This is a genomic window from Gleimia hominis, assembly GCF_032085515.1.
GTDB classification, from domain to species: Bacteria; Actinomycetota; Actinomycetes; order Actinomycetales; family Actinomycetaceae; genus Gleimia; species Gleimia hominis.
Genome location: NZ_JASXSX010000003.1, coordinates 38673 through 60411, shown reverse-complemented (window position 1 = coordinate 60411; position 21739 = coordinate 38673). Strand labels below are relative to the sequence as shown.

The window sequence follows — 21739 nt, the reverse complement described above, 5'->3', positions numbered from 1 at the left end:
TATTCACGTTTGTCCCATCTGCTTTATTGAGCGTAGTTCGAGGAGAACAATGAAGAAACTGGTCAATGATGTCCATGAGGTGGTTCGCGAGTCCTTGGAAGGATTCGCTCTGGCGCACGGTGATCTGGTGCAAGTTGAGTACGATCCCGCGTACGTGTACCGAAAGCAAGCCAAAGACGAGGGGAAGGTAGCGCTTGTTTCCGGGGGTGGGTCTGGCCACGAGCCCCTGCACACGGGCTACGTTGGATACGGGATGTTGGATGCGGCAGTGCCCGGCCCGGTTTTCACGTCCCCCACTCCGGATCCGATTGTTGCGGCGACGCAGCAGGTGGATCGCGGTGCCGGCGTGCTGCATATCGTGAAGAACTACACGGGCGACGTGCTGAACTTTGAAACCGCGGCGGAACTGGCGCAAATGGAAGACGTGGACGTGCGCACGGTTGTGGTTGCGGACGACGTGGCGGTCGAAGACTCTTTGTACACCGCGGGCAGGCGCGGCGTGGCGGGAACCTTCTTGGTGGAGAAGATCGCGGGGGCGGCTGCGGAACGCGGTGACGATCTAGATCAGGTGCAGTCCGTTGCGCAGGCCGTGTGTGACAACATGCGGTCCATGGGGTTGGCGCTGGGGCCGTGCACGGTTCCGCATGCGGGTAAGCCCTCTTTTGACTTGGGGGAGCGGGAAGTGGAGCTCGGGATCGGGATTCACGGGGAACCCGGTTATCGGCGCACATCCATGCGGGAAGCAGACGTGTTGGTCGCGGAGCTGTACGAGAAGGTGCGGGAGGACCTGCCGTTTAAGACGGGCGACAAGGTGGTAACGTTGGTGAACGGCATGGGGGGCACGCCACTGTCGGAACTGTACATAGTGAACCGCAAGCTCGGGCAGCTACTGGATGATGATGGGGTTGAACCAGTCCGCATGCTGGTGGGTAACTTTGTTACGAGCCTGGAGATGCCGGGTTGTTCCGTTACCATGCTTCGTGTCGATGAGGGCATGTTGGAACTGGTGGATGCGCCCGCTTTAACACCGGGGTACCGGAAGGGAATGTAAATGAGTTTAGACACCGCTTGGGCGGTGCGGTGGTTGAATGACACCGCTGCGTTGATGCGTGAAAACCGTGAGGAACTAGTGGATCTGGATCGGGCGATTGGCGATGGCGACCACGGTGAAAACATGGACCGCGGGTTCACGGCACTGCGTAAACGCCTAGAAGAAAACGAACCCGATTCGATTGCGAATGCGCTAAAACTGACTGCGAAAACCCTCATGTCTACCGTCGGTGGGGCAGCCGGCCCCCTGTACGGCACCGCTTTTTTGCGGGCCGCTAAGGTTGCGAATGCGCCAGCCCTTGAAGCGGCGGACGTGAACGCGCTCGTGGAAGCCATGCTCGACGGCGTGCAGGCGCGGGGCAAAGCAGCGCCCGGCGAAAAAACAATGGTAGACGCGTTAGCGCAGGCCGCGCAGGCCACCCGCGAAGCCGTTGCGGATGGTGCTGAGCCAAGCGCAGTGCTGGAAGCGGCTGCGGCCGGTGCGCACGCCGGAGCGGAGGCGACTAAACCCATGCGGGCCCGCAAAGGCCGGGCTTCCTACCTGGGGGAACGCTCCGTTGGACACCTGGATCCGGGGGCGGTTTCTACCGCACTGATTTTCCAGGCTGCTCTAGGAGCGGTAGATGAGTGAGACCCGGGCGGCGCTGCTGCTGGTGTCGCACAGCGAACAGCTCGCCAACGGTCTCGCTGCGCTCGCGGCGCAAATGGCACCAAACGTGACTATAAAAACCGCTGCCGGTACAGCGGACGGTCGGTTGGGAACGTCTTATGACAAAGTCGACGACACCCTCAGCGAAATGCTCGAAGCCGGATCCGTGGTGGTGCTAACTGACCTGGGGTCAGCTACCCTCACCGCCGAATCCGTACTGGAGTTCCTAGAGGACGAACCCGTAGTGTTTGCGGATGCCCCTTTCGTTGAAGGAGCTGTAGCCGCAGCCGTTGCAGCTCAAGGTGGCGGCGACGCATCCACCGTTGCGCAAGCGGCCCGCCAAGCCGCGCAGCAGTGGGGAGCACCGAGCGAGCCTGAACCTCAAGCGGAATCGGAAGAAGACTACGCAAACGCACAGGCCGTGACCGCGCAAGCAACCATCCACGACCCAGCTGGTCTGCATGCCCGACCGGCCGCTAAAATCGCGCGGGTTGCGGCGAACTACGATGCGGTAGTGACAATCAACGAGGTAGAAGCTGATTCGGTACTATCAGTAATGGGATTGGGCCTAAAAGATGGCGACACGGTAACCGTCGTGGCCCGCGGACCACAAGCGGAAGAAGCGTTAGACAACGTGGTCAACACGATTAACGAAACCCAAAAGGATGCGCAATAATCGCGTAGAAAGGAACAATATGCCTACTCCAGACCTGCTGGACCCAGAGAAAGAACACACGCTGGTACTCATCAAACCAGATGGGTTCAAACGCGGCTTGACCGGTGAGGTACTGCGCCGGATTGAACGCAAAGGATACGTGCTCAAAGGGCTGAAAATTAAGAAAGCATCCACGGAACTGCTCGAACGCCACTACGTCGAGCACCGTGAAAAACATTTCTTCAAAGACCTCGTGGCCTACATGCAGTCTGGCCCCCTGGTTGCCGTGGTCGTGGAAGGTGACCGCGTGATTGAAGGGTTCCGACACATGATGGGCGCCACGAACCCCACGGTGGCGCAGCCGGGAACGATCCGCGGTGACTTGGCGCGCGACTGGGGAACCGGGCAGATTGAGAACGTGGTACACGGTTCTGATTCAATTGAATCAGCGGACCGGGAAATCTCCCTGTGGTTCCCAGAGCTCGTGTTTGAAGACGAGAAGAAATAGTTCTCCCCTCGGGTCCGCCGCCGCTTGGCAGCGGGCCCGTATAATAAGCAACTGTGCACCTTAAGACCCTGACTCTGCGCGGATTTAAATCGTTCGCATCCGCTACCACCCTGAACCTCGAACCCGGCATAACGTGCGTGGTGGGGCCCAACGGGTCTGGCAAATCAAACGTGGTGGACGCCCTCGCGTGGGTAATGGGAGAGCAGGGCGCTAAAACCCTGCGGGGTGGGCAGATGGCCGACGTTATTTTCGCGGGAACTTCGGGCCGCGCGCCACTGGGGCGAGCGCAAGTGTCCCTCACGATTGATAACAGCGACGGGGCCTTACCGATCGACTACACGGAAGTGACGATTTCCCGCACCCTGTTTCGCGGTGGCGGTTCCGAGTATTCCATTAACAATAATCCGTGCCGCCTGCTGGACATTCAAGAGCTTTTGTCGGATACGGGGATGGGCCGGCAAATGCACGTGATTGTTGGTCAGGGGCAGTTAGATGCGATCTTGTCCGCGGGCCCAATGGAGTTGCGCGGTTTCATTGAGGAAGCCGCGGGGGTGCTGAAACACCGCCGGCGTAAAGAACGGGCGCTAAAAAAACTGGATTCAATGGAGGCGAACCTGCATCGGGTTCGGGACCTGGCGAATGAGCTCGCTCGGCAGTTGCGGCCCCTTGCGCGGCAGGCGAAAGCAGCGCGGAAAGCGGCGCAGGTGCAGGCCGAGATTCGTGATGCGCAAGCCCGTCTGTTGGCGGATGAACTGCAAGACCTCACGGAGCGCCTCGAAGTGGCGAATGCGCAGGGGGAAGGCGTGGCTAAGCGCCGCGCTGAAATGGAAGAGCGCATGGGGGCGCTCAAGCAGCAGCTGGCCGAGGCGGAAGAGCAGGCGCGCAAAGGGGCCCCGAGGGCGCAAGAACTCACTGTTATTTGGCAGGATTTAAACGCGGTTAACGCGGCGCTGGGAACCTTGGATTCGGTAGCGAAAGAACGGGTTCAGCAGGCCGCGCACGCGCCGGCTAGGCCCGCGGTGGACCTGGTGGAACTGCAAGAACGCAGTGAGCGCGCGAACTCTGAGGACAGTGAGCTACTGAAACAGTTGGAAGCCAGCGCCACTCGTTTAGACCAGGCCCGTAAAGACCGGGAGGCCGCGGAGGAAGCGGCGGCGCAGGCACAGCGGTTGGCACGGCGCCTCGAGTCCGAACGCGCGCAGCACCGAGAACGAGTTGCGCGCCTAGTGGGGGACGTGCAGACCGCCCAGCAGGGGGTGCATAGCGCGCAAGCGGATGTGGAACGCATGGAGGAATCGGTCGCGGGAGCCCGCGAGCGCACCACCCGCGCTAGAGCTGCGGTGGAGGAACTGGGAACCGTGGCTCCCGAGGAGGAATCCGGCCCTGCGCGTGAACATGAGAAAGCCACCGAAGCGCGGGATCGGGCGCGGGAAGTGGTGGATGAGCTGCTCGCTACTGAGCGCGACGCGCAGGCGAGTGCGGCGACGTGGCGGGCGCGGCGCGACACGCTGCAGCGCGGACTAGCGCCAGATGATGAGACTGCGCTACTGCTTGAGGATTCGCGTGCCCGCGGGACGCTGTCGCAGTTCGTGCGGGTGGCCCCTGGGTGGGAGAACGCGGTTGCGGCGCTGCTAACTCCGTTTTCTGACGCGGTTGTGGTCGATGATTTGGATGTGGTTACGTCGCTGAGTGGGGAAGGGGCCCGCCGCGTGGTGATCGCCAGTGCTGAACCAGTGGGGCCGGGCGTCGGGGGCGAGCGCGCGTTGGATCCGGTAGAAGCCAGCTCGGAGGCGGCGGGTAGTGGGCCGGCGCAGCATGGTTTAGAGGCGAGCGGGCCCGAGGAGCGTGGTCTAGAGGGGACCGGGCCCGAGGAGCGTGGTGTTGAGGGGACCGGGCCCGAGGGCGCTGTGGCTGCGTTGAGCGCGGTGGAAGCCAGTGCGGAAGTGGCGGGTGTGAGCCGGGAGGTGCTGGCTGACTGCCTGCTGGTGGAGGATCTGCCCGCGGCGGTGGCTGCGGTGCGAACCCCGGGGGTGCGTGCAGTGGCGACGCGCGCGGGGGATGTGCTGACGCGTTACGCGGTGTGGACCGCTGGGCGAGTGCACGCGTCGGTTCTGGAGCGGCGCGCGGAGTACGAGGTGGCGCGCAAGCAAACCGAGAGTGCGCAAGCGCAGCTGGCGGAAGTGCGTGAGGAACTGCAGGGGGCGCGTGAGCACTACGATGCGGCGGTTAAAGCTGCGCATCAGAGTTTGCAGGCGGTGCGTGCGGCGGATGCGAAGAAGGCGCAGCAGTCGGAGCGCAGAGCGCGGGTCCTGTCGGCATTGCGCGCGGCCCAGGCGGAGCAACAGCGTCTGGGAGAGTCGTTAGAAACCGCTCGTAAACGCGCGCGCGATGCGGTACAGCGCCTGGAGGCGGCGCAGGTTCGGCAGCGGCAGGCGCAGGATGTGCCTGAGGGGGCGGATCCGGCGGAGGCGTTAGAGCGTGCCCAGCGGTGTGAAACGCAGGCTAAGCAGGCACGCGCTAATGAAACCCAGGTGCGCCTCGACGCGCGTACGTTGGAGGAGCAGTCGAAACGGGCGCGAGATCGGGCGCGCTCTTTACGCACGCAGCTGGCTCGTGCGCGCGAACAGGTACATGCGTACGAGCGGCAGGAGCAGCGGCGGACGCGGCGCCACACAGCGCTGGTGAGTATCGTGGAGCGGCTGCAAGGCCCGCTGCAGGCTGCGGATGCGGCGTTGAACCAGGCGGGGGAGGCGTTGAAGCAAGCGGAATCCGCGCGGAGTGAATTTAGCGATCGGGCGGATGCGTTGCGCAAACAGGTGGATGCGCGGCGGGCAGAGCTGATTGCACTCACGGACGAGGCGCATCGCGACGAGATTGCCAAGCAAGAGCTGGTGCTCAACTATGAACGGGTGGTGGAGCGTGCCCAAGCCGAATTAGGGCTGGAGCCGCAGGCCCTGTTGGCGCAGTACGGGCCGGCTGTTCCAGTTGAGGCACCTGAACCCTATCCATATGACCGTGAGGAACAGCAGCAGCGGCTGGGGCGGGCGCAAAAAGAGCTGAAACGCCTGGGGAATGTGAATCCGTTGGCTCTTGAGGAGCATCGCGCGCTCGAGCAGCGGCACCAGTTTTTAACCGACCAGCTGCGCGACTTGTTGGAGTCGAAGAACGACCTGCTTGGGATTGTAGACGAGGTGGACGCCCAGGTGCAGGAGGCGTTTGCGTTGGCGTTCCACGACACGGCGGAAGCGTTTGAGCACGTGTTCGCCACCTTATTTCCGGGCGGCGCGGGCCACTTGGCGCTCACGGATCCTGAGGACATGCTGCAAACTGGGATTGAGATTTCTGCCCGGCCGGCGGGGAAGAAGATTACCCGCCTCTCCTTGCTGTCGGGTGGGGAGCGTTCGCTTGCGGCGGTGGCGCTGCTAGTTGCGATTTTTAAGGCCCGGCCTTCCCCGTTCTACGTTATGGATGAGGTTGAAGCGGCTCTCGATGACGTTAACCTGTCGCGTTTGATCACTATTTTTAAGCAGTTGCAGGAGGATTCACAGCTGATCATTATTACCCACCAGAAGCGGACGATGCGGATTGCGGATGCGCTGTACGGGGTGACTATGCGCGATGGGGTGACTCAGGTGGTGTCGCAGAAGTTGGCGCAGACCCCGCAGGCGCAAGCAGATGAAAACTGAACGGACCGCGACGTGGTTGCGGCTGCGCACCCGGTCTAGAGAATGGTCACAAACTGGCAACAAGAGGCGGTTCTAGTTGATATTTGCTGGGGAAATACTGATTATTAGAGGGTGCTTTCTACCGCGTTTTTTGTGATCATCACGACGTTAGCTATCGTCGTGATCGCCCTGATTGTGCTGGCGGTATTGATGACTACGCGCCGACCTATGGCGTCGTGGCAAGACGAGTTGAAGGGCGCGCGCACGTATTTGAAGCCGCAGCAGAAACCGGATGAGAAGAGGGGCGCGGCGCCTCAAAAACCCATTTTGGTTGAGCCGCAAACAGAGTCCATTTTTACGGTTATGGAACGCGATTCCACGTCGGGGTCTGGGTATTTGTCGGCGGACGAGTTGCAGGCACCTCAACTGGGGGAAGAAGAAGACGACTAACCCACCCGTGGGTGAATGCGGGTAACGTGCAGAGCAAGAAGTTTTCCCCTGGGCTTTTCCCAGCGCTGAAAATAAGCGAAGATGGAAAGCATGAATAGTTTAGTGCTTCTGTATGTGATCCTGGGGATTGCCGCTGTCGTCGTAATTGGCGCCGGTCTCTACTGGGTTAAACGTCGCCATGATTCCCTTCCACCCGCACCGGACCAGTCGCAGTTGGAACCGCGGCAGCCGGAGGAACAAGCGGGCAAAGCCGCGGCGGAACAACCTGAAACGCAGGCCGAAGCGAAGCCCAGCACGCCGCAGGCGCACGAACCGGCAAAGCCGCAGGTTGTGGAACCGGAACCGGTGGCGGGGCGGATGCAGCGGCTGCGTTCACGCTTGGCGGGGTCAGGCAAGATGGGGCAGTCACTACTGTCAATCCTTTCTCGCGCTGACCTTTCTGAGGCGGACTGGGAAGAGTTCGAAGAAACCCTGCTGATGGCGGATTTGGGGTTGGATGCGACCCAAGAGGTGCTCGACAGTGTGCGTCAGCAATTGAAGGTGCGGGGTAGTGCCGACGCGGCCGTGGCGAAACAGGTGCTGCGGCAGGAACTGCTTAAAATCGTGGATCCCACTTTGGATCGGAGTCTGAACCTGGAACGCACGAGCGATGAGCAGGGCGCGCACCCAGCTGTGCTCCTCATGGTGGGAGTAAACGGAACTGGGAAGACCACTACGGTGGGTAAACTGGCGCGACTGCTTGTGGCGGAAGGGAAAACAGCGTTGCTAGGGGCCGCGGATACCTTCCGGGCGGCTGCCGCCGAACAGCTCGCCACGTGGGGCGAACGCGTTGGGGTCAGCACCGTGCGTTCCGAAGTTGAGGGCGCAGACCCGGCTTCCGTGGCCTTCGATGCGGTCAAACAGGGGCACAGTGAAGACGTGGATGTCGTGCTCGTAGACACGGCGGGTCGCTTACAGAACAAATCCACCCTCATGGATGAACTTGGGAAAGTGAAGCGGGTAATGGAAAAGCAAGCACCCGTTTCCGAGGTCCTGCTGGTGCTTGATGCTACGACTGGGCAAAATGGGCTGCGCCAGGCGGAAGTATTCTCGCAGGTAGTGGACGTCACGGGCGTGGTGCTGACAAAACTAGACGGGTCCGCTAAAGGCGGTATCGTGGTCGCGGTCCAACGTGCCCTCGGGGTGCCGGTTAAACTCGTGGGCCTGGGGGAGGGCGCGGACGACCTCGCGCCCTTTAATGCCGAAGACTTTGTCGACGCCATCATCGGGTAGCGTGAAGTATCGGTTAAAGTAGACGAAGTAAGCTCCGAAGGTAAATAAGGGTACGCAACGTGTTTAATAATCTGTCTGACCGCCTTTCCAACTCATTCCGCAAACTGCGGGGCAAGGGCATCATTAGTGAATCTGACATTCAGGAAGTGTCGGCTGATATCCGCCGGGCCCTGCTGGATGCAGACGTGGCCCTGCCGGTTGTGCGCGAGTTCATCGCTAACGTTCGCGAGAAAGCGGCGGGCGCCGTTGTCACCCAGGGGCTTAACCCTGGCCAGCAGGTGGTGCGCATAGTTCACGACGAACTGGTGCGTGTTCTGGGTGGGCAGACTCGGGAACTGCACTTCGCAAACCGGGGTCCGACAGTGTTCATGCTCGCGGGTTTGCAGGGTGCGGGTAAAACCACGTTAGCGGGTAAACTCGGCCACTGGATGCGGGAGGAAGGCAAGCGAGTCCTCCTGGTAGCAGCCGACTTGCAGCGTCCCAACGCGGTCACCCAGCTGGAAGTTGTGGGTAAGCGCGCCGGCGTGGACGTGTGGGCACCCGAACCTGGTAACGGAGTTGGGGACCCTGTGCAGGTCGCGCGTTCGGGAGTTAACCACGCTGTAGAAAACGGGTACGACCTCGTGGTGGTAGATACTGCCGGGCGCCTGGGGGTTGATGAAGAACTGATGACGCAGGCGCGGAATATTCGTGAGGCGATTGAACCTCACGAGGTATTATTCGTGCTCGACGCCATGATTGGTCAAGACGCGGTGAATACCGCAACGGAGTTCCGCGACGGCGTGGGCTTTACCGGTGTGGTCTTGTCGAAGCTGGATGGTGACGCGCGTGGTGGTGCAGCTTTGTCCGTGCGCGGGGTCACGGGCCAGCCGATCCTGTTTGCATCCACCGGTGAGGGGTTGGAAGATTTCGAACGGTTCCACCCCGACCGGATGGCGGGTCGGATCCTCGACATGGGGGACGTGCTCACTTTAATTGAGCAAGCTGAACGGAAAATCGATTCGCAGGATGCGGAGGACATGGCGCGCAAAGCCATGTCTGGCGGGCTGACGCTCGATGACTTCTTGAACCAGTTGCAGCAGATCCGCAAGCTCGGGTCCATGAAGAAGCTGCTGGGCATGATGCCGGGCGCCGGCCAGTTCCGCGAACAGTTAGAGAACTTCGATGAACGCGAGGTTAACCGCATTGAAGCGATTGTGCGGTCTATGACGCCGGCTGAACGCGCGAATGTGAAGATTCTGAACGGTTCGCGCCGCTCGCGGATCGCAGCAGGGTCGGGCACGACGGTTACGGAAGTTAACTCCCTAGTGAAACGCTTTGAGGGCGCGCGCGAAATGATGCGTTCCATGGGCAGCGGCGGCGGTATGCCGGGGATGCCCGGGATGGGGGGTATGCCTGGCATGGGCAAACTACCTGGGTCGGGCAAGAAGTCGAAGGGCCGCCAGCCGAAGAAGAAGCGGCGGAAGTCGCGTTCAGGCGTGTCGGGTAACCCCGCGAAGCGGCGTAAGCAGGAGCTGTCGAAGATGATTCCAGAACATAAGAAGGGCAGCTCGTTCGGCATTAGTGAACCGGAACCGAAACAGACGATGGATGATCTGCCTGACGATTTGAAACGCATGCTGGGAGGGTTCTAACTTTGCTGTTTCGCGGCGCCGCCCTGTGGCGAGAAAAAGGGGAACCCGCCCGTTGGGTCGAAGATATTGACCTCAGGATAGAAGGGGGAACTGTGCGCCGCGTTCCCCGCACGCAAACGAGTGCGGACCTGGAAGGGTGGATGCTTCCCGGCCTGGTGGATGCGCACTGCCACATTGGGATTGACAAGTCGGGGCCGCGCCAGGATGCGGATTTGCTTGCCCAGCAGGCGCGCGTGGCCCACAACAGCGGGGTGCTGCTAGTGCGCGATTGCGGGTTGCCGTTCGATAACCGCGCGGTAAATGAGCAGCCAGACGGCGTGCGTTTACTGCACTGCGGCCAGCACATTGCGAAGTACAAGCGGTATATCCGCGGGTTGGCGGTAGAGGTAGAGCGCGACGCAGACTTGCCGCAGCAGATGGCGTATCAGGCGCGCCGCAGTGACGGGTGGATAAAACTGGTGGGCGATTGGATCGATCGCGCCGATGGGGCGGATTCAACCCTGCAACCCTTGTTTTCCACCGAGGCTTTGAAAGATGGTGTCCAGGCTGCCCACGAGGCGGGGGCCCGGGTTACGGTGCACACGTTTGCCCGCGCGACGATTGAGAGTTTGCTGGAAGCGCGGGTGGATTGCATTGAGCACGGCACGGGAATGACTTTGAGCCAGATGCGGGAGGCCGCCCAGCTTGGGATCGCGGTCACCCCCACGATTATTCAAGTGGACTTGTTTCCCTCGTTCGCAAGCAGCGCGGGCACTAAGTACCCGGTCTACCGCGATGACATGCTCGGCCTGTATTCGGATTACTCGCAGACATTGCGCGATTTCGCCGAGTCGGGGCTCACGTTGTTGCCGGGCACGGATTCTGGTTCGTTCCAACCCCACGGTTCGATCGCCAAGGAAATCATGGCGTTCACCCGCATGGGGCTTACGAACGCGCAGATTCTTGATCGGGTTACTTGGCAGGCACGGGATTTCTTGGGGTTCCCTTCCCTTTCTGACGGTGAGGCCGCGCACGCCGTGGTTTATGATCGCGATCCGCGCGAGGACTTGTCGGTGCTGGCGAGTCCCCACCGCGTGGTTTACGAGGGGTAGGTGAGTAGAGTTGAAGATTTCGCAGTTGAACGCGGCCCAGGTTGACCGGTTGCAACGACACCTGGGGTTGCGCGGGTTCGGGCCGGCGGCGCAAGAGAAGTTGTTGAACGCGCGCGTAACCGTGGTGGGTGCCGGAGGCCTGGGGTCGGCCGCGCTGCCGTATTTAGCGGCCGCTGGGGTTGGGCAGATAACCCTGGTGGATGACGACGTGGTGGACCGCACCAACTTGCAGCGCCAAGTGATCCACTCGGAAGCTAACTTGGGGATGGCGAAAACGCAGTCCGCGGCCCAGGTGCTGCGCGGGCTAAACCCAGAAATCGCGTTAACCCTCGTGAACGAGCGTCTCACCAGCACTAATGCGCTTGAGGTACTGGGTGGGGCGGACGTGATTTTGGATGGGACGGATAACTTCACCACCCGGTACGTGGTTGCGGACGCTGCGGAGATCTTGGGTATCCCCGTTGTATGGGGGGCGATCTTGCGGTTCTTTGGGCAACTCAGTGTGTTTTGGCCCGGGAAGGGCCCGTTGTATCGCGATCTTTACCCGAGCCCACCAGCGCCCGGTGAGGTGCCGTCTTGCGCGGAAGCGGGAGTGCTGGGGGTGCTGCCGGGCGTGATCGGTTCCCTCATGGCAACGGAAGCGATTAAAGTGCTCGCCCACATTGGCCAGCCGCTGATTGGGCAGTTATTGACGTATGACGCGTTGAGTGTGAAGTTCGAAAAAATCCCGGTTCGGCCAGATCCCAGCCGAGTACCGGTAACTAGCGTGGGAGCAGATGTGGTAGATGAGGTGGGAAATGCCTGTGGCTTTGCGCCGCGAGACGGTGAGGTGTCCGCAGTTCAGCTGCGCGAGCTTATCCGCGCGGGTGAGCCAATGAACCTCGTGGATGTGCGTGAAGAATGGGAATGGAAGATGGGGCACATTCCGGGCGCGCAGCTGGTGCCACTGAGCCAGCTGATGGAGCAGCCGCACATACCGGATTTAAAACCCGGCCGGCCCACTTACGTTTACTGCCGCTCGGGTGGCCGGTCCGCGCGGGCTATCGAGCTGGTAAAAGGCACCCACCCAAACGCGCACTTCGTGAACGTCACGGGTGGTATGCAGCAGTGGGAGCAGACCGAGAAGTAGTCTGGCTCGAGCACTAATCTAGATCGGGAATAAATGGGGGCGCGAACTAGTACTGCGCCGCCAACTGGTCGAGAAGTTTTTTTAGTTTCGGAACTTCAAGACCTGCACATGCGGCAACCACACCGGGGCCGAGCCCAGCGGGAGTCGTCGTTCCCATCGGGTGGGTGTAACTGGTGCCCCCACTGACCTGAACCAGGTGTAATCCGGCGGCAACGTCCCAGGGTTTAACTGAGGTGGCGAAGAACGCGCCCGCGCGGCCGGCCGCAATATTCGCTAAATCCAAAGCGGCCGCACCGGGGCGGCGCAGTGCCCGGCACGTTTCAATGAGCTCGCCAAGAACCTCAAACGTCACTTCTGGATGCGTTTTCACCTGCGTGAGGATCGGATGGTAGGTCAGTAGCAACGCCTCAATTTCACGGGTTGGGCCGGAAGATTCCAGGGCAAAGAAACCGCGTTCGTTTTCCAAGTAACCGCGTTCGGCATTGGCCCAGAACGTTTCTTGCTCGCAGGGCACGTGGATAGCCCCGGCCACCACCTGCCCGTCGAGTTCCGCTGCGATCGACGTGTTGAAATACGTCATACCCGCCGCAAAGTTCGCGGTCCCATCGATTGGATCCACAATCCACCGCACGCGCGATCCCAGCGAACGCACATCCGGGTGCGGTTCCAGTTCGGGCAGTTGGATGCGCTCGGGTAACTGGGGTTTGCCGCCCGGTAGAAGTTGTTCCCCATGCTCTTCGCCCAGCACTCTTGAGCCGGGAAGGAAGTAGCCAAGAATCTGTGTGATTGCAGTTTCAACGGTCTTGTCGTGTACCGTCACGGGGTCGTGTTCGCTAGATTTATTATCGACCCGCAAATCCTGCAGGCGCGCCCACCGCAGGTACGGTCCGCACGCCCGGGCGGTTGCGCGGGCGATTAGAGCAAGTTGGTGGGCGATTTCGTTTTGATTATCGCTGAGGGAACGTTGTTGCTCAACGGTGACGGGGTCTAGTTGCGGTTGGGTCTGCAGAGGAATTGTTTCACAAGTCATAGGTTCATTATCCCACGTGACGAATCGCACGCCAGGGGACGGTGGAAATCGGTGTGAAGACTTGGGAAACCGCGGGTGAATCTGGCACAATGAAGTGTTGTACTCGGAGCCGTCGGACCCCTCTCTGACGACGGGCCCCGCGTCCTGGGATTCACCTCGCTCGATGTGATCCCCGTCAGCTAGGTAAATCCAATATTCGATTCCGAAGGAGTGACCACACCAGTGGCAGTTCGTATTCGTTTGAAGCGCATGGGGAAGGTCCATGCTCCGTTCTACCGGGTAATTGTTGTCGATTCACGCAAGAAGCGTGACGGCCGTGTAATTGAAGAGATCGGCACGTACGATCCTACCCGCCAACCGTCCACAATCAACATTAAAGGTGATCGGGCGCAGTACTGGCTGGGAGTTGGCGCGCAGCCGTCAAACCAGGTGCGTAAGCTCCTGTGGTTGACTGGTGACTGGGCGGCGTTCAAGGGGGTTGAGAACCCGAAGTCTTACGTCAAGTACGCGTCGGCAGATGAGGAAGCTGCGGCAAAAGCTATTCAGGCTGCCGAAGATGACGCGATTAAACGCAAGGCTGCTGTGGCTGAGGCGAAAGCTAAGGCAGAGGCAGAAGCTGCGGAAGCTAAGAAGGCAGAAGAAGAGGCCGCTAAGGCTGAGGAAGCGGAGGAATTTGCTGAGGAGTCTGAGGAAGCCTAATGCTCGCGGATGCTCTGGAACATATTGTTAGCGGTATCGTGGATCATCCAGACGATGTGGAGGTAACGTCGCGTTCGATGCGTCGTGGGCGTCTGCTTGAGGTTCGGGTGAATCCCGATGATCTGGGACGTGTTATTGGCCGTTCGGGCCGGACTGCGCGGGCGATGCGCGCAGTAATGTCCGCACTGTCAACACGCGGCCCGGTGCGGGTCGATGTGATTGACACGGATCGCGACTAATAGTTGCACAGCGTTCGGAGGCGGCGTGGAGTCCACGCCGCCTCCGGTTTATATTCTTCAGTAGGATTTCAGTATGGATGTAACTGTTGGGATTGTTGGTCCAGCACACGCATTGAAAGGTGAAGTGCTGGTAGACACGCGTTCAGACGTGGTGGAGAAGCGGATTTACCCGGGGGCACAGCTGCGCACAGAACCAGCTGCGGCGGGGCCGTTGACTGTGCAGACGGTGCGCGTTCACAAAGGCCGTTTAGCGGTCCGGTTTGAGGGTGTGAGCGACCGAAACGCAGCTGAATCTTTACGTGGCGTTCACCTGGTGGTGGATACCGACGAGGTGGAGCCGGAAGTAAACGCCTGGTACCCGCACGAGCTGCGCGGCCTAACGGTGTGCGATAGTCAGGAGCGAGAACTGGGGGTGGTTAAAGATCTGCAACTTGGCGCGGCTCAAGACCTCCTAGTGGTGAGCACGGAACGCGGTGACGTGCTCGTCCCGTTTGTTGAAGCGATTGTGCCGGTTGTGGACGTGCCCGGGGGGTACGTGCGAGTCACACCGCCGGGCGGCCTGTTCGATGACGACTTTGAGTGAGCTAGGGCCTCATGCAATTTGATTTAATTTCAATCTTCCCCAGTTTTTTTAATGTGCTGGAGCTGTCGCTGATGGGCAAAGCAGTGGACACAAACCAGCTTGGAATCCGTGTGCACGACCTGCGGGAGTGGACCCACGACCGCCACCGAACGGTGGATGACACCCCCTATGGTGGGGGCGCTGGGATGGTTATGAAACCGGACGTGTGGGGACGCGCAATTGATGCGGTTCTAACTGAAACGGATGCCAGGCGGGTGTTGGCAATCCCAACGCCGTCTGGGGTACCTCTTACTCAAGAACACGTGCGGGACCTGGCGGGAGCAGGGCAGATTATTGTGGCTTGCGGACGCTACGAAGGAATAGACGCGCGCGTATCGCAGCACTATCGTAACTGCACAGATGTGGAGGTATTCGAATACTCTATCGGGGACTTCGTGCTCAACGGAGGAGAAGTGGCGGCGCTGGCGCTGGTGGAGGCGGTGGCGCGGCTGCGAGAGGGGTTCATGGGCAACCCCGAGTCGCTCAAAGAAGAATCTTTCGAAGATAATCTGCTCGAATACCCCGCGTATACGCGCCCCGAGAAGTGGCGCGACCACGCGGTGCCCGAGGTGCTGAAAAGTGGAGACCACGGGCGGGTTGCGCAGTGGCGGCGCCAGGAGTCTTTGAGGAAAACTGCGGCTCGGCGGCCGGATTTGTTGAACCAGATTCCGCAAGAGGATCTGAACGTGCATGATCTAGAGGTTCTAGCTGCGTGCGGGTGGATGCGGAACGCGGGGTCGCGGTTCGAACGGGTGGCCTTCGCCCCTGCGCAGCTCGATGATGCGCCGCAGTTAGCGCAGCTGGCAGCGCAGACGTTCCCGGATGCGTGTCCGCCCGAAGTGAGTGCGCAAGCGCGCGAGCGGCATATTCGGGAGTATTTGAGTGAGGACGCGGTGCGTGGGTGGATTCAGGATCCGCAGCGCCGGGTAATGGTGGCCCGGTGGCGTGGTGAGCTAGTGGCGTACACGATGATTGAAATCGTCTCGACACAGGCGCTCCCGCCGGATGTTCCGGCGGAACTATGGGCGGGGGCTTCGCTGTACTTGTCGAAGTGCTACGCCCGCCAGGACATGCGCGGTACCGGGGTTATGGGGGCACTGCTGGAAACCGCCTTGGAACAGGCACCGGTGGACGCAGCCCGACCTCGAATACTGTTGGGAACCCACGTGAGGAACCGGCGGGCGCAGAAGTTTTACAGGCGCCACGGGTGGCGAAAAATAGGTAAACGCGTGTTCTTAGTTGGGGGCGTGGAGAACCAGGACGTGGTGTACGCCCGAGCTTTGGCGTGAGATTTGTTACCTCACCCGGTTAGGTCTTCGCCCCTGAAGGGTGTTTGTGGCACAATGGTGCAGTTAGGTCCGGTGGTACAACCTGCCACAGGGGGATACCAATACCGATGACTTAACCTCAGAACAGTACTTAACACAGTTGAACTGTGCGAGCGACGGTTAATGACCTGTGGCATGAATCGTCTGGGAGTAAAATGCAACGTCTAGATGCTGTAGACGCAGCTTCCTTGCGGGACAACATTCCGCAGTTCCAAGCGGGGGATTCCGTGCGCGTTAACGTGCGGGTTACCGAAGGTAACCGCACCCGTATTCAGGTGTTCGAAGGCCTGGTTATTCGCCGTCAGGGCGAGGGCGTGCGCGAGACCTTCACCGTGCGGAAAGTGTCGTTCGGCGTGGGGGTGGAGCGGACGTTCCCCGTGCACACACCTACGGTTGATTCGATTGAGGTGACGCGTCGTGGGCGCGTGCGCCGCGCGAAACTGTACTACTTGCGGGATCGGCACGGTAAGGCCGCGCGTATTCGCGAGAAGCGCTAGTTTAGTGTACTAATGGCCTCAGGCGATCGTGTTTCTTCACTTGTGGAAGAGCATGCGCTTGAGGCCTTTAGCGTATCCGGAATCGTTTGAGGCCTGGAGTTGTTTGAGGCCTGGGGCGTGTCAGCGCGTAAGCGCGGGGCGCTAACATGTGGGTGGTTTGAGAGGAAGAGTATGGTAGCCACAGGGAACGCGCAAGAAGAAACCCGGGTGGGTAGGCGCAAGGGGCGTGCTAAGCGCAGTGGCTGGCGGACCCTGGGGGAGTACACCATGGTGATTGTGGTGGCTCTGGTGCTCTCCGCGTTGATCCGCGCGTTCATAATGCAGGCGTTTTGGATTCCCTCTTCTTCTATGGAAGATACCCTGCAGGTGGGGGATAACGTGGTGACTTCCCGGCTGACCCCAGCGGTGTTTGATCTTGAACGCGGGGACGTGATTGTGTTTTCGGATACGCAGGGGTGGTTGCCACCGGCTCAGAAGAAGCAGGGGGCGGCGAAGTACCTCAATGACGCGTTAGTGTTTGTGGGGTTGCGGCCAGCTGGGGGAACTCAGCATCTGGTGAAGCGATTGATTGGTCTGCCCGGTGACCGGGTTAAGTGCTGTAATGCGCAGGGGCAGCTTGAGGTCAATGGGAAATCGGTTGCCGAACCGTACTTGGCGCCGGGGGCGGATAACCGACTCTTACCGTTTGACGTTACGGTGCCCGAAAACCACTTGTGGGTGATGGGGGATAACCGCAACTATTCTGCGGATTCACGGGTCCACCTTCAGGATGGGAAGATGCCGTTTGTGAACGTGAATGACGTGGTGGGCCGCGCGAAGTTTATTGCGTGGCCAGTTTCGCATTGGTCTGATCCGAACCACAATGAGGTGTTCGCTGGTGTGCCGAATGCGAAGCAGAAATGAGGTTTGCAACCCCGGACTTTGAACGTTCTTTAATGCAGCCCGGTGCGGTTGTGGTGGGGATGGATGAGGTTGGGCGCGGGTCGATTGCCGGGCCAGTTGCGGTGGGCGCGGCAACCGCCGGTACGGGGGTTTCACCGACCGGTTTAGCCGATTCTAAGCTGTTGTCGCCGCAGCGCCGCGCGGAAGTTTTTGCTGCTGCGGCGCAGTGGTCGCGGCCCTGCGCAGTGGGGTTTGCTTCGGCAGCTGAGGTGGATGCCGTGGGGATTTCGGGGGCGTTGCAGTTAGCTGGTTTGCGGGCATTGGAGGTTATCGTGCGAGGCGTGCCCGCGGTGTCTACCGTGCTGTTGGACGGTTCGGTTGATTGGTTGACGCCTCGTGCGGACCTGTTTGCGGACGAGGATTTGCCGCGTCGGTTTGCGCGCGTGGGTGATCCACGGGTGGTTACGCGGATTAAGGCGGATCAGGAGTGTACGGTGGTGGCTGCAGCGTCGATTGTGGCGAAGGTGGCGCGTGATCACCTGATGGAAGCGTTGCCGGATCCGGGGTACAGTTGGGCTTCGAATAAAGGGTATGGTTCTTCTGCGCATCGCGGCGCGGTGGCGAGTTTTGGGCCGTCTCCGTTGCACCGGTTGTCGTGGAAGCTTGGGTAGCGTAGGGCGCGTAAATTTGTCGATGGGCTGGCGTAAAAATGTGCAGGGCGTTTAGACAGATGCGTAGATTGTGTAGAGGAGTTTGCAGTGAACGGTGATATTGAATCGTACGAAAACGCGCGTGAGCTTGAACTGTTCCGCGAGTACCGCGACGTCGTGAAGTTGTTCAAATACGTGGTGGAGACCGAACGTCGGTTTTACTTGTGTAACGAAGTGGATGTGCAGATCCACCCGGTGGGCCAGGACGTGTTTTTTGAGTTGCGGATGCAGGACGCGTGGGTGTGGGATATTTACCGTTCATCCCGGTTTGTGAAGTCTGTGCGGGTGATGACGTTTAAAGATATTAACGTTGAGGAACTGGCTAAATCTGAGCTTGATATTCCCTAACTTTTGTTTGCCGCTCACCGGCCGGAGGCGGCTGCGAGTAACAGTTACACTGCGCACTGTACTGTGCTTGCCTGTCTACACTGATGGATCATTTGCATACCTGTGAATAGCTAGCCTGGTGGATAATTAGTGTCCACAGTGTTGGCCGCTAAGTGCTTGTCCACAACCACCTCGGTCCTGTGGGCCGCAGCCATCGGCTCTGCGACATAGTGGGGGTATGAAACGAACCTGTTATGCTTTAGGTCGAGCCGGAGAGGACGCGGCAGCTAACTATTTGCGTGATACGTTGGGCTGGCGCATTTTAGAGCGCAACTACAAACGTAAGCACTGTGAACTGGACATCGTGGCGGATGATGGTACGCAACTGGTGGTGGTGGAGGTGCGCACGCGGCGCGGCTCGACCTGCGGCACGGCGTTGGAATCCGTAACGGAAGCGAAACTAAATCGGCTCCATCGCGGTGCGCACCAGTGGCGGTGTGAACGCGGCGTGAACCGCGGTTACCGCGTAGACCTACTGACCGTGTCCGTGCGTGGCAGCCGCGCGGACCTGCAACTGCACCGGGGGATCGTATGAGTTCCCCCGCGATTCTAGTTAAAACCCACGGTTGCGCGTTCCGCGGTACCCAGGGCCATGTCGTAACGGTAGAAACCCATTTGGCGAGTGGTGTGCCTGGCTTTCACCTGGTGGGGCTGCCCGACACTTCCATCAAAGAAGCGCGCGATCGGGTGCGGGCAGCGGTGCAGTCGTGCGGCCTGGCGTGGGTGCAGAAGCGGATTACTGTAAACCTCTCCCCAGCGTCACTGCCTAAGGCGGGAGCCGCGTTTGATTTAGCGATCGCGGTGGGAATGCTGGCGGCTCGGGGGCGGGTGAAGGCAGCAGCCATCGAAAACTGTGTGTTTGTTGCTGAACTCGGTTTAGATGGTTCGCTGCGCCCCGCGCGTGCCGTCTTGATTGCCGCTCTGGCTGCTAGAAAAGCTGGTTACACCACGCTCGTGGTGGCGCGTGAGTCGCTTGACGAAGCTTCACTGGTACCGGGAATCCGAGTGCGGGCGTATTCGCATTTGCGTGATTTAGTATCTGATTTTGGGGGTACCCTCCCCGCGGGGCTACCGGTAGTGCCTCAAGAAACAGTGAGTGAAAGCCCTGCGGATACCGAAGATGAGAATTTGGATTTAAGTGAGGTTCGGGGGCAGAACTATGCGGTTCGGGGCATGATCCTGGCGGCATCGGGTGGGCATCATCTGGTGATGAATGGGGAACCGGGAGCTGGGAAAACCATGATTGCCCGGCGGCTCCCAACGTTTTTGCCGGATTTGTCCGCTGAGGATTCGGTGGAGGTCACGGCTGTTCACTCGATTGCCGGTAAGTTCTCCGCCGCAAACGGGTTGATTGTAAGGCCCCCGATTCAAAGTCCGCACCATAGCGCCACCATGGTGGCACTAATTGGTGGAGGGGCGGGAATGCCCATGCCCGGGGCGGTTTCCTTGGCTCACGGCGGAGTCCTTTTTTTAGATGAGGCCGCTGAGTTCCCGGTGCGAGTGTTGGACGCGTTACGTCAACCTCTGGAAAGCGGGGTGGTGATGATTCACCGGGCGCGCGAGATTGTTCGCTTCCCAGCTCGGTTTCAACTGGTGATGGCCACGAATCCGTGTCCGTGTGGATTTCGAAACTCCCGCCAGCGGGCCTGCACTTGCTCGTCGATACAGTTGCGTCGGTATGCGGCGCGGCTGTCTGGACCTTTGATGGACCGAGTGGATATTCAGATTAATGTGACTGCCCCGTCCGCCGCGGCTTTGTCCGAACCTCCTGAGTGGTCGAGCGCGCGGGCGCGCGAAATGGTGGTGGCGGCTCGTGAGCGCAGTGCTCATAGGTGGCGCACCTATCCGTGGTCTATGAATGCGCACGCGAGTTCTAGCGTGGTGCGCCAGGTTTGTTCAGACTTTGGGGTGATCGATCCAATCGAAACGGCACTCAGCCGCGGACGGATTTCTTTGCGCGGCGCGGATCGGGTGTTGCGGTTAGCGCTCACTCACGCGGACGTGGCTGGCAGAGATGTGCGTTTGGAAGATGTTTATGCGGCGTTGAACTATCGAAATGGGGAAGAATCGTGAGTATTGATTACGCGGATCCGAAGCAGGTGGCGTGTGCGTGGAGCGCACTCGTAGAGCCCGGTGATGAGTCCGCCGGAATACTGGTAGATGCGCTCGGCGCGGCGGAGGCACTGGAATGGGTACTGAGTAAACCCGCAGCGGATTCGCTTCCCAGCACGCTGATCTGTGACGAGTCAGGGCAAGAGCGGCCGTGGGTGCGAGCTCTAGCCCGGTGGCTACCGCGACTACAGAAGTTGAACGTAGAGCGGGACTTGGAAGCAATCGACCGGGTTGGTGGCAGTGTAATCTACCGGGGGCACCCAAATTGGCCGGTGGAGTTCAACGATTTGGGTAATGCTGCGCCGCATGCCCTGTGGATACGTGGGCAGTTGAAGCGGCAGATGCGAGTGGCACTGGTGGGTGCGCGTGCCTGCACGCATTACGGGCGTGAGTTAGCGCGGGATTTCGCGTGGGAACTTGCCCGCGCGGGTAAGACCGTGGTTTCTGGAGGTGCGCTGGGCATTGATACTGCGGCCCACGCCGGTGCGGTGCGAGGTGGGCACACGGTAGCGGTTATGGCTGGTGGGGTGTGTAATCTTTACCCGCGTTCTAATGAGGAACTGTTTTCTTCAATCATGGAAACGGGCGCGATCATTTCAGAGGGCAGCCCGTTTTCGCGTCCGGCTCGCTGGCGGTTTTTAGCAAGAAACAGGTTGATTGCTGCCTACTGTTCAGCCACTATCGTTGTTGAGGCGGGGTACCGGTCGGGTGCGTTGGCTACGTTGAACCGGGCTCTAGAACTGGGCCGGGCTGTGGGCGCGGTACCGGGCTCTGTGTTTTCGAGTCAGTCTGCGGGCTGTCACGAGGCGATCCGCAACGGCGCATCCCTGGTGGTGAGTGCTCAGCAGATCTGTGAGCTGGTGGATCCGATTGGGACGCAGTTGGAGTTGACTTTGCCAGCTAAGTCGGCGGGGGAGAGTAAGCAGTGCGCGCCAACAAACTTGTCTGATGCCCAGCAGCGAGTGTGGGATGCGCTTCCCCGCCGCGGTTGGGCATCTGCCGATAATGTTGCTTGTGAAGCTGGTTTATCTATGCAAGAAGTACTGCCTGCACTAGCGGCTTTGGTGTTGGCTGGGCAGTGCCGCGGTGGTAATGGGGTGTATGCGCGCTCTTAGACTCGCCGACTGGGA

22 protein-coding genes are annotated in these 21739 nt (G+C 60.2%); 21 read left to right on the top strand and 1 reads right to left on the bottom strand.

Going from position 1 to position 21739, the window contains the following annotated elements; genetic code table 11:
• Positions 1 to 49 precede the first annotated feature (49 nt).
• The 10 genes from dhaK to moeB all read left to right on the top strand — a co-directional run bounded on the left by dhaK (position 50) and on the right by moeB (position 12103).
• Positions 50 to 1051 (top strand): dihydroxyacetone kinase subunit DhaK, encoded by a 1002-nt coding sequence (dhaK, locus tag QS713_RS07675; RefSeq protein ID WP_313274147.1) that lies wholly within the window; start codon positions 50 to 52, stop codon positions 1049 to 1051.
• Positions 1052 to 1681: a dihydroxyacetone kinase subunit DhaL gene (gene dhaL, locus QS713_RS07670; protein WP_313274145.1), complete on the top strand. Its 630-nt coding sequence runs from the start codon at positions 1052 to 1054 to the stop codon at positions 1679 to 1681. It abuts the gene before it with no gap.
• Positions 1674 to 2375, top strand: a complete 702-nt coding sequence (gene dhaM, locus QS713_RS07665) for a dihydroxyacetone kinase phosphoryl donor subunit DhaM (protein WP_313274143.1) — start codon at positions 1674 to 1676, stop codon at positions 2373 to 2375. The genes dhaL and dhaM overlap by 8 nt, the downstream gene beginning before the upstream one ends.
• Positions 2376 to 2394: 19 nt before the next feature.
• Positions 2395 to 2862, top strand: a complete 468-nt coding sequence (ndk, locus tag QS713_RS07660) for a nucleoside-diphosphate kinase (protein ID WP_313274141.1) — start codon at positions 2395 to 2397, stop codon at positions 2860 to 2862.
• A 53-nt stretch (positions 2863 to 2915) separates the two neighbouring features.
• Complete coding sequence (locus QS713_RS07655; RefSeq protein ID WP_313274139.1) at positions 2916 to 6548, top strand: AAA family ATPase; 3633 nt, start codon at positions 2916 to 2918, stop codon at positions 6546 to 6548.
• Positions 6549 to 6659: 111 nt separating this feature from the next.
• Positions 6660 to 6977 (top strand): hypothetical protein, encoded by a 318-nt coding sequence (locus tag QS713_RS07650; protein ID WP_313274136.1) that lies wholly within the window; start codon positions 6660 to 6662, stop codon positions 6975 to 6977.
• 90 nt (positions 6978 to 7067) lie between these two features.
• The gene (ftsY, locus tag QS713_RS07645) at positions 7068 to 8249 is read left to right on the top strand and encodes a signal recognition particle-docking protein FtsY (RefSeq protein WP_313274133.1); all 1182 of its coding nucleotides are present in this window, start codon (positions 7068 to 7070) and stop codon (positions 8247 to 8249) included.
• Positions 8250 to 8308: 59 nt separating this feature from the next.
• Entirely contained in the window at positions 8309 to 9883 is a 1575-nt protein-coding gene (gene ffh, locus QS713_RS07640) for a signal recognition particle protein (RefSeq protein ID WP_313274131.1), read from the top strand.
• Between the two features lie 2 nt (positions 9884 to 9885).
• Positions 9886 to 10974, top strand: coding sequence for an amidohydrolase family protein (locus QS713_RS07635; RefSeq protein WP_313274129.1), 1089 nt, complete (start codon positions 9886 to 9888; stop codon positions 10972 to 10974).
• Positions 10975 to 10984: 10 nt separating this feature from the next.
• Positions 10985 to 12103, top strand: coding sequence for a molybdopterin-synthase adenylyltransferase MoeB (moeB, locus tag QS713_RS07630; protein WP_313274126.1), 1119 nt, complete (start codon positions 10985 to 10987; stop codon positions 12101 to 12103).
• Between the two features lie 46 nt (positions 12104 to 12149).
• On the opposite strand, the gene QS713_RS07625 is transcribed toward moeB, so the two are convergent.
• Positions 12150 to 13133 carry an inositol monophosphatase family protein gene (locus QS713_RS07625; RefSeq protein WP_313274123.1) on the bottom strand — a complete coding sequence of 328 codons (984 nt, stop codon included), beginning with the start codon at positions 13131 to 13133 and terminating at the stop codon, positions 12150 to 12152.
• 222 nt (positions 13134 to 13355) lie between these two features.
• Here QS713_RS07625 and rpsP point away from each other — a divergent pair, with 222 nt between their 5' ends.
• From rpsP to dprA, 11 genes are all read left to right on the top strand, one after another.
• Positions 13356 to 13832 carry a 30S ribosomal protein S16 gene (gene rpsP, locus QS713_RS07620; protein WP_313274121.1) on the top strand — a complete coding sequence of 159 codons (477 nt, stop codon included), beginning with the start codon at positions 13356 to 13358 and terminating at the stop codon, positions 13830 to 13832.
• Entirely contained in the window at positions 13832 to 14071 is a 240-nt protein-coding gene (locus QS713_RS07615; protein WP_102217231.1) for an RNA-binding protein, read from the top strand. Before rpsP ends, QS713_RS07615 begins: the two co-directional genes overlap by 1 nt.
• 73 nt (positions 14072 to 14144) lie before the next feature.
• Positions 14145 to 14654 (top strand): ribosome maturation factor RimM, encoded by a 510-nt coding sequence (gene rimM, locus QS713_RS07610; protein WP_313274119.1) that lies wholly within the window; start codon positions 14145 to 14147, stop codon positions 14652 to 14654.
• Positions 14655 to 14665: 11 nt separating this feature from the next.
• On the top strand, positions 14666 to 15982 hold the full coding sequence (gene trmD / locus QS713_RS07605; RefSeq protein ID WP_313274118.1) for a tRNA (guanosine(37)-N1)-methyltransferase TrmD: 1317 nt from the start codon (positions 14666 to 14668) through the stop codon (positions 15980 to 15982).
• 194 nt (positions 15983 to 16176) lie between these two features.
• Positions 16177 to 16518 (top strand): 50S ribosomal protein L19, encoded by a 342-nt coding sequence (gene rplS, locus QS713_RS07600; RefSeq protein WP_102217276.1) that lies wholly within the window; start codon positions 16177 to 16179, stop codon positions 16516 to 16518.
• A 171-nt stretch (positions 16519 to 16689) separates the two neighbouring features.
• Positions 16690 to 17421 carry a signal peptidase I gene (lepB, locus tag QS713_RS07595; protein ID WP_313274117.1) on the top strand — a complete coding sequence of 244 codons (732 nt, stop codon included), beginning with the start codon at positions 16690 to 16692 and terminating at the stop codon, positions 17419 to 17421.
• Complete coding sequence (rnhB, locus tag QS713_RS07590; RefSeq protein WP_313274115.1) at positions 17418 to 18071, top strand: ribonuclease HII; 654 nt, start codon at positions 17418 to 17420, stop codon at positions 18069 to 18071. Before lepB ends, rnhB begins: the two co-directional genes overlap by 4 nt.
• Positions 18072 to 18158: 87 nt before the next feature.
• Entirely contained in the window at positions 18159 to 18458 is a 300-nt protein-coding gene (locus tag QS713_RS07585) for a DUF2469 domain-containing protein (protein ID WP_313274112.1), read from the top strand.
• Between the two features lie 217 nt (positions 18459 to 18675).
• The gene (locus tag QS713_RS07580) at positions 18676 to 19032 is read left to right on the top strand and encodes a YraN family protein (RefSeq protein WP_313274111.1); all 357 of its coding nucleotides are present in this window, start codon (positions 18676 to 18678) and stop codon (positions 19030 to 19032) included.
• Positions 19029 to 20570: a YifB family Mg chelatase-like AAA ATPase gene (locus QS713_RS07575; protein WP_313274109.1), complete on the top strand. Its 1542-nt coding sequence runs from the start codon at positions 19029 to 19031 to the stop codon at positions 20568 to 20570. Before QS713_RS07580 ends, QS713_RS07575 begins: the two co-directional genes overlap by 4 nt.
• Entirely contained in the window at positions 20567 to 21724 is a 1158-nt protein-coding gene (gene dprA / locus QS713_RS07570; protein ID WP_313274107.1) for a DNA-processing protein DprA, read from the top strand. Before QS713_RS07575 ends, dprA begins: the two co-directional genes overlap by 4 nt.
• The last annotated feature ends 15 nt before the right edge of the window (positions 21725 to 21739 follow it).